Below are 7,411 nucleotides of genomic sequence, written 5' to 3'. Positions count from 1 at the left end.
AGCCCCAAATAGCTTCTCTTCTTAAAAGTGCCCAAAAACAAAACCAAACCAGTTATGGAGTGGGAGCCTTGACAGTTTCGTTCATATCAGGAGGCTCGGCGAACGCCCCCCGGAAAGCAAGCGTCTGGAACGGAAATCAACAGGCAAGTTTAACAGAGCCAAAAAATTAAATAAAAAGGTTGATAAAAGGAAAATAATAACATATACTCATTATTGAACAGTGGTCAATAAAAGGGAGGACCTAGTATATGGCTCCAAGAAAAGCAGAAAACGAACTAACAAGAGAAATGATTTTGGATGCTGCACGAAATCTTTTTGTACATCAAGGATATCAACATGTTTCTATGAGACAAATAGCGAAAGAACTGAATTGTAGTCATGGAGCCATTTATTATCATTTTAAAAATAAGGCTGAAATTTTTTACAAAATGGTGGAGCATGATTTTCGCCAGTTAGATGATATTTTAATAGAAATCCTAGGAAGAGAATTGCCTCCTAGAGAAAAGTTATCAAGTATCTTTTTAGGTTTTATCGAATTTGGTTTAGAACATCAAAATCAATATGAAATTATGTTCCTAATCAAGGATGAAGAGGTACGATGCTATTTAAATGAAGCTCCAAATACGAGCTACGAACGTTTTGCTCATTCCATTTTTACTTTGTGTGAAGGAAAAGCAACGATCAGCCAAATCTGGACAGTTTTTTTAGCATTACATGGCTTTGTTACGCATTATTGCAGAAGCGGACAGTCGTTTGTAGATGTGAAAGAAATAGCTAAAATCCATGCCAATTTTATTGTAAAAGGCTTACTTGATTAAAAATTTTGTGTTTTATTGACCAGTGGTTAAATAATAAGGGGGAATTAGGATGGAAAAAGTATTAGTATTAGGTGCTACAGGCGGGATGGGATATGCAATCACAAATGAATTGTTGGAAAAGGGAATAGAGGTGTCTGTTTTCATTAGAAATAAGAACAGAGCTATTGAGTTATTTGGAAACAAAGTAAATGTATTTACAGGGGATGTTTTCGATTTAGAAGCATTAAGAACGGCTGCTAACGGGATGGACGTGATCTTCCACGCTATTAATATCCCTTATGAACAATGGGAAGAAAAACTGCTAGTTTTAAATCAAAACATATGGTCAGCTACAAAGGAAAGTAGTGCAAAGCTTGTAGTAGTGGATAATATTTATGCATATGGAAGAAAATCAGAAGTTCAACACACAGAATCTGCCGTCAAGCAACCACATACGAAAAAAGGAAAGCTTCGATTAGAAGTGGAAAAGGAACTTAAGGAAGCAGGTATTCCATACATTCATGCTCATTTTCCTGATTTCTATGGACCTCTTGCACCTAATACGATTCTTCATATGACTCTTAAATCCGTCGCGGAAAATCGTAAAAGTATGTATGTCGGGAATCCGATCATCCAAAGGGAATACATTTACACACCGGATGGAGCAAAAGCATTGGTTGAATTGTCTCTCCATGAAAAAGCGTACGGTCAATCGTGGAACATTGCTGGAACAGGAACCATAAGTGGAATTGAAATTCTTCAGATAGCCCAAGAACAACTTGGATATAGTAAGACATACTCGATCATAGGGAAAAAAATGATTGGTTTGCTAGGCATCTTCAATAAACGTATGAAAGAAGTAGTAGAAATGCTGTATTTGACTGAGGAACCCGTATTACTGGATAGCAGCAAGTATGAGAACGAAATTGGATTATTACCAAGAACACCTTATCAAGAAGGAATATTGAACACCATCCGAACTCTTCAACAACAAAGATAATAACCCTTCTTTTATAACCTTCACCAAGGCTAACATCATTCAACATAAATCTATTTCATCAAGGCATCCCATTCATCCAATAGACATTCACCCATTTTTCCTTACCTGCATATGGTAAGTCGTAGAGGCATTTACATCCTAAACACAGGGAGTGTGTAATGTATATGGGAAAGGTATTGCATTATTTTGCTAGTGGAAATACGGCTCATGGATTTCAAAGCTTATTTGATTCCAATCTTGCAGGACTTGAACACATATATATATTAATAGGTGGACCAGGTACAGGAAAATCAACCATGATGAAAAAAATCGGGAATCTTTTTGAAGAACAAGGTCAAGATGTGGAATACTTACACTGTTCTGCTGACCCCCACTCACTGGATGGAGTACTTATCAGGGGCTTAAGTTTAGGAATTGTCGATGGTACCGTACCTCATGTTCTGGAACCAATAGCACCTGGAGCCATTGAACAATATGTGAATTTAGGTAAAGCGTGGGACAGCTCTATTTTGAAAGAGAACAAAGAGGAAATAATTGAAATGAACTCTCAAATAGCCCAACTCTATCAAGAAGGCTATGCTGCATTTCGTGAAGCGCTGGCCATCCATGATGATTGGGAAAAGATCTTTATCGCCCATCTCGATTTCAATAAAATGAATGATATGACGGAAGAGTTGAAAGAAGAGCTTTTTGGTTCTCATCACATGGATAAAGAGAGTACAGTCAAACATAGATTTTTGGGAGCGGCAACACCATATGGTGCCGTTGACCATGTTCCCAATTTAACAGAAGAGATTACAAGACGGTATTTCATAAAAGGGCGTCCAGGATCTGGAAAATCAACGATGCTTAAAAAGTTTGCTGCCGAAGCAGAATACAGGGGCCTTAATGTTGAGGTGTACCATTGTGGATTTGATCACAACAGTTTAGATATGATTATAGTCCGAGAGCTAGGCTTTGCTATTTTTGATAGTACAGCTCCACATGAATACTTTCCAAACCGAGATGGAGATTCTATCGTTGATGTTTATGAAAGAGCGATTGAACCGGGAACTGATGAGAGATATTCCGATGAATTGAAGACTATTTCATCCGCTTACAAAAATAAAATGCAGGAAGCGACTGCATATCTCCATCAAGCAAAATCCCTTCATGACAAAATTGAGAAAATCTATTTTACTGCCATGGATTTTACAGTGGTGGATGAAATCTATAATGAGTTGCTTCAAGAAATCGAACAGTTAAGCTAAATATAAGGCTTTCCGAATAATATTCGGAAAGCCTTTTTCTTTTTAAGATCGATTACCACTTAAAATTTCTAAATTACTATTATTCGTGCATACCATTTGTTCATCATGTAAAATCAGTATATTGCGAGTGGAACGAAAGGGGTAGTAGAGATGAAAAAAGCATATATCCTACATGAGAACAAGGATTGGACAAGACATTTAATTAAAAGATTGGAAGAGTTGGAGGTCCCGTATGAAGAATGGCATCTGGACCAAGGAACGGTTCGTTTAGATCAAGAACCCCCAATAGGAGTTTTTTATAATCGTATGAGTGCTTCTTCACATACTAGGGGTCACCGTTTTGCGCCTGAATTGACTGCATCTGTACTAGCTTGGTTGGAAAGGCATGGACGTAAAGTGCTGAATGGAACTCGAGCGATCTCTCTTGAAGTGAGCAAAGTTGCTCAATACATGGCTTTAGAAGCGAATGGAATCAAGACACCTAGGACTGTCGCAGCAGTAGGTAAGGAATCAATCATTGAAGCTGCAAGAGCTTTTGAGGGAAAACCGTTCATCACCAAGCATAATCGTGCCGGAAAAGGTCTGGGTGTACAGCTATTTTATTCCATGGAAGCTTTACATGAATTTTTGGAGGGTCCAAGCTTTGAGGAGTCCATCGATGGTATCACATTAATCCAGGAATACATCCAGGCTCCTGAACCCTTCATCACTCGATGCGAATTCGTAGAAGGTAAGTTTGTATATGCGGTTAGGGTGGATACGTCAGAAGGATTCCAGCTTTGCCCTGCAGACGCTTGTCAAATAGGCGATTTATTCTGTCCTGTTGGAGAAGTGGCGGAAGTTCGGCCTAAATTTGAAATCATTGAAGGGTTCAATGATCCGATTATTTCAAAATTCGAAGCCTTCTTAAAAGAAAATAAAATTGATGTGGCAGGCATTGAGTTTATTCGTGATGCCGAAGGAACTATATATACGTATGACGTAAACACTAATACAAATTATAACAGTGATGCAGAGGAGAAAATCGGTCAATATGGGATGTTAGAAATTGCCCGTCTATTAAAAAGCGAGTTAGAGAAACTGTAGGAGTCACGGATATAAGTCATTTCTTACGGATAAAACCTTTGTTTTCACGGATATATTCTAAATCTTACGGATAAGACTACCATTCTCACGGATACCTAGTATTTCGTAAATATTTATGTATTCCGCCAAGCCGAAAAGGGGAATAAAAACATCAATTGGGAGGATTTCATCATGGAAAGAGTCACGTTACAAGACGATTTACAATTCTCACGCATCGTTCATGGTCAATGGAGATTGTCTGATTGGGGTTTCACCCCTCAGGAGACCTTGTCTTTTATGGAGCAATGCGTTGAGATGGGGGTTACCACATTTGATACAGCTGATATATACGGTGGGTACACTTGCGAAGGACTGTTAGGAGAAGCTTTAAGCTTAAAGCCAGAGTTCCGCAACAAGATTGAAATCGTAACTAAATGTGGGATAAAGCTAACATCGAATCCTTCTTACAAACTGAATCATTATGATTCCAGCAAAGAGCACATTATAGCGAGTGTAAATCAAAGCTTGGAAAACATGAACACGGATTATATCGATGTCCTTCTGATACATCGCCCTGATTTTCTCATGGATCCAGCTGAAATGGCTGAAGCATTCACTCAGTTGAAGCAAGAAGGAAAGGTTCGTCATTTCGGTGTCTCAAACTTCCTTCCAACTCAGTTTAGCATGCTTCAGAAATTCATGAATCAACCACTGGTTACAAATCAAATTGAATTGTCGGTGATGAACCGTACACAGTTTGAAAATGGCAGCCTCGATCAAGCGATAGAATACGGAATTCCACCAATGGCTTGGTCCCCATTAGCAGGTGGTACCATTTTTTCTAGTGCTGACCCTACAGCAGTACGAGTTCGTCAAGCATTAGAAAAAGTAGGAAGTGATATAGGGGCGAAAGACATAGATCAAGTCATGTATGCATGGCTGTTGAAGCATCCTGCGAAAATCATGCCGATTGTGGGATCTGGAAAAATTGAACGCGTCCAAAGCGCAGTGGATTCATTAAAATTGGAAATGAATCGTGAACAATGGTATGAAATTTGGATCGCTTCTAGAGGTAGAAATGTAGATTAAGTTATATTTTTAGTAGCCAGACTAAGCGATTCTAAGTCTGGCTTTCTTATATTTCCCATAAAGTACATAAATGAAGGGGCATTAAATATTTAGACGTATTGGCTAATTTTAGGGAAAAGATTAATGAGTATTTTGCTTCTGTCTACGTCAATCGACTTGTTTTCTAAAAGGTTTTTTCATGAAGGTCATAGAATAATAAAGCGTTAACCAATACAAAAGGAGAAAAGAGATTGAAATTATTAGGCATAATAGTAGCATTCATTGTAACAGACTTTTTCTTTCATATCATTGATGCCTTTGCTTTAGAAATTAAACCTGAAAACCAGGTTGAACGTATCGGTGCAGTATTGTTTGGAGTTGTTATACTGCTAATTCTCATGGCCATTTTTCATCGTTTCTTTTCAAAATCATTTTTTCATGGATTCACAGTAGCAACAGGGTTGTTTTTAAGCTTTGATATTGTCGTTTTTCATTGGATTTTCCAGCTCCATCGAATCACCAATGGACCGGAAGCTAATTGGCTAGAGCCAATCCTTGTAATAGTAGGCTCCATTTTTGTCTGGTATGGAATGAATAAAGAAAAAGCAGAGTAGGTAAAACTGCTTTTAGGAAATGTGAGTAATATGAAAACAGATAAAGGAGTAAAAATGATGAGTGAAGCAAAAGCCTTGCAAGCGAAATTGAGAGGGCATGCCAATTCTGAAAATGCGGTATCAATGAGTAAGTATATGAAGGATCATTTCCCTTTCTTCGGAATTAAAAGTCCTCAAAGAAGGGAATTGGCCAATGCATTTTTGAAAGAAGAAGGAATGTTGAAACAACCCTTTAATCGCGACTTTGTAAGGGAATTGTGGGAGCTGCCAGAAAGAGAGCTTCAAATCGTGGCGATTGATTATAGTGTTAAATTTGTGAAGAAAATGGAACGTGACGATATTTTGCTCCTACGTGATATGATTACCCAAAAATCATGGTGGGACACAGTGGATGCGATTGCTTCAAATCTCGTCGGTCCGCTCTGTTTAAAATATGAGGAACTACAGAAGGAATATATAGAATCTTGGTCAACGGATGATCATTTATGGTTACGCCGCACTTCGATTATCTATCAGCTAGGCTACAAGTCGAAAACCGATGAACAGGCATTGTATTCCTATATCGAGCGTAATTCGGATAGTAAGGAATTTTTTATCCAAAAAGCAATCGGATGGGCGTTAAGGCAGTATTCTAAAACGAACCCTGAATCTGTTAGACACTTTATTGAGACGCATGAATTGGCGAAGCTGAGTGTTAGGGAAGGAAGTAAATATATTTAAATCATAAGTGAACTTGGGAAGGTGTGTATGACAACATGATTAAATGTATAGCCACCGATATGGATGGGACATTGTTGAATAGTAAGCAAAAGATTAGCGCTCAAAATAAAGAGGCAATCCTGAAGGCACAAGAGCAAGGAATTGAAGTAGTAGTAGTGACTGGCCGTTCCTACATAGAAGCCATTCATATCATAAAAGAAGCAGAGCTAGAATGTCCAATCATTTCAATCAACGGGGCAGTCGTGATGGACAAGCAAGGCAAAAAAGTCGTTTCAAATCCCCTGGACAAGGATTGTGTGAAGCTGGCGATTCACGTACTTGAAAATCAAGATATCTATTATGAGATTTATACGAGTGATGGGGTCTACTCAAATGACAAGGATCGCTCAATAGCAACGCTTGTTGATATCTTCTGCACAGCAAATCCGCAGCTGGATCCATTGGAGGTAACGGAAAGGGCCAGAAATCGATTTGAAATCGGACATGTGAAGGAAGTGGATCATTACTCTCATTTATTTGAGGATTCCAATCTCGAATTTTACAAACTACTCGTTTTCTCTGCTGACTTGGAGCGCCTAGGCGAAGCGGGAGGAAGACTAAAGAGGATAGAAGGACTGGCTGTCAGTTCCTCTGGACGAGAAAACCTTGAAATCAACAGCATGGATGCTCAAAAAGGAATCGCACTTGAAAGATTTGTACAAGAGAAAGGAATCACATTGAGTGAAACGATGGCGCTTGGTGACAATTTTAATGATGTCTCCATGTTTGAAAAAGTAGGATTAGCAGTAGCCATGGGAAACGCACCATCTGAAATTCAAAAGCTCTGCCATAAAGTCACGGATACAAATGATGAAAATGGAGTTGCTAAAGCAATTTTGAAAGTCATCGAAGATTAGG

Annotated in this window: 8 protein-coding genes; all 8 read left to right on the top strand. The window is 38.6% G+C overall.

Annotated features, from left to right (window positions below; genetic code table 11):
- Nucleotides 1–248: 248 nt before the first annotated feature.
- The 8 genes from G3O09_RS02495 to G3O09_RS02460 all read left to right on the top strand — a co-directional run bounded on the left by G3O09_RS02495 (nt 249) and on the right by G3O09_RS02460 (nt 7,410).
- Entirely contained in the window at nt 249–818 is a 570-nt protein-coding gene (locus G3O09_RS02495; protein WP_163099670.1) for a TetR/AcrR family transcriptional regulator, read from the top strand.
- A 49-nt stretch (nt 819–867) separates the two neighbouring features.
- Nucleotides 868–1,797 (top strand): NmrA family NAD(P)-binding protein, encoded by a 930-nt coding sequence (locus tag G3O09_RS02490; RefSeq protein WP_163099668.1) that lies wholly within the window; start codon nt 868–870, stop codon nt 1,795–1,797.
- Nucleotides 1,798–1,955: 158 nt separating this feature from the next.
- Entirely contained in the window at nt 1,956–3,047 is a 1,092-nt protein-coding gene (locus G3O09_RS02485; protein ID WP_240338304.1) for a PRK06851 family protein, read from the top strand.
- A 150-nt stretch (nt 3,048–3,197) separates the two neighbouring features.
- Nucleotides 3,198–4,133 (top strand): ATP-grasp domain-containing protein, encoded by a 936-nt coding sequence (locus G3O09_RS02480; RefSeq protein ID WP_163099666.1) that lies wholly within the window; start codon nt 3,198–3,200, stop codon nt 4,131–4,133.
- A gap of 171 nt (nt 4,134–4,304) precedes the next feature.
- Complete coding sequence (locus G3O09_RS02475; protein WP_163099664.1) at nt 4,305–5,201, top strand: aldo/keto reductase; 897 nt, start codon at nt 4,305–4,307, stop codon at nt 5,199–5,201.
- Nucleotides 5,202–5,431: 230 nt separating this feature from the next.
- Nucleotides 5,432–5,794, top strand: a complete 363-nt coding sequence (locus G3O09_RS02470) for a Rossmann-fold NAD(P)-binding domain-containing protein (protein WP_163099661.1) — start codon at nt 5,432–5,434, stop codon at nt 5,792–5,794.
- 30 nt (nt 5,795–5,824) lie between these two features.
- Nucleotides 5,825–6,514: a DNA alkylation repair protein gene (locus G3O09_RS02465; protein ID WP_240338303.1), complete on the top strand. Its 690-nt coding sequence runs from the start codon at nt 5,825–5,827 to the stop codon at nt 6,512–6,514.
- A 35-nt stretch (nt 6,515–6,549) separates the two neighbouring features.
- Nucleotides 6,550–7,410, top strand: a complete 861-nt coding sequence (locus tag G3O09_RS02460; RefSeq protein ID WP_163099659.1) for a Cof-type HAD-IIB family hydrolase — start codon at nt 6,550–6,552, stop codon at nt 7,408–7,410.
- Nucleotide 7,411: the final 1 nt, after the last annotated feature.

The organism is Peribacillus alkalitolerans (assembly GCF_010882125.1).
Classification (GTDB): Bacteria; Bacillota; Bacilli; order Bacillales; family DSM-1321; genus Bacillus_BN; species Bacillus_BN alkalitolerans.
The sequence above is the reverse complement of the archived record's forward strand: the minus strand, read 5'-3'. Positions and strand labels throughout refer to the sequence as shown.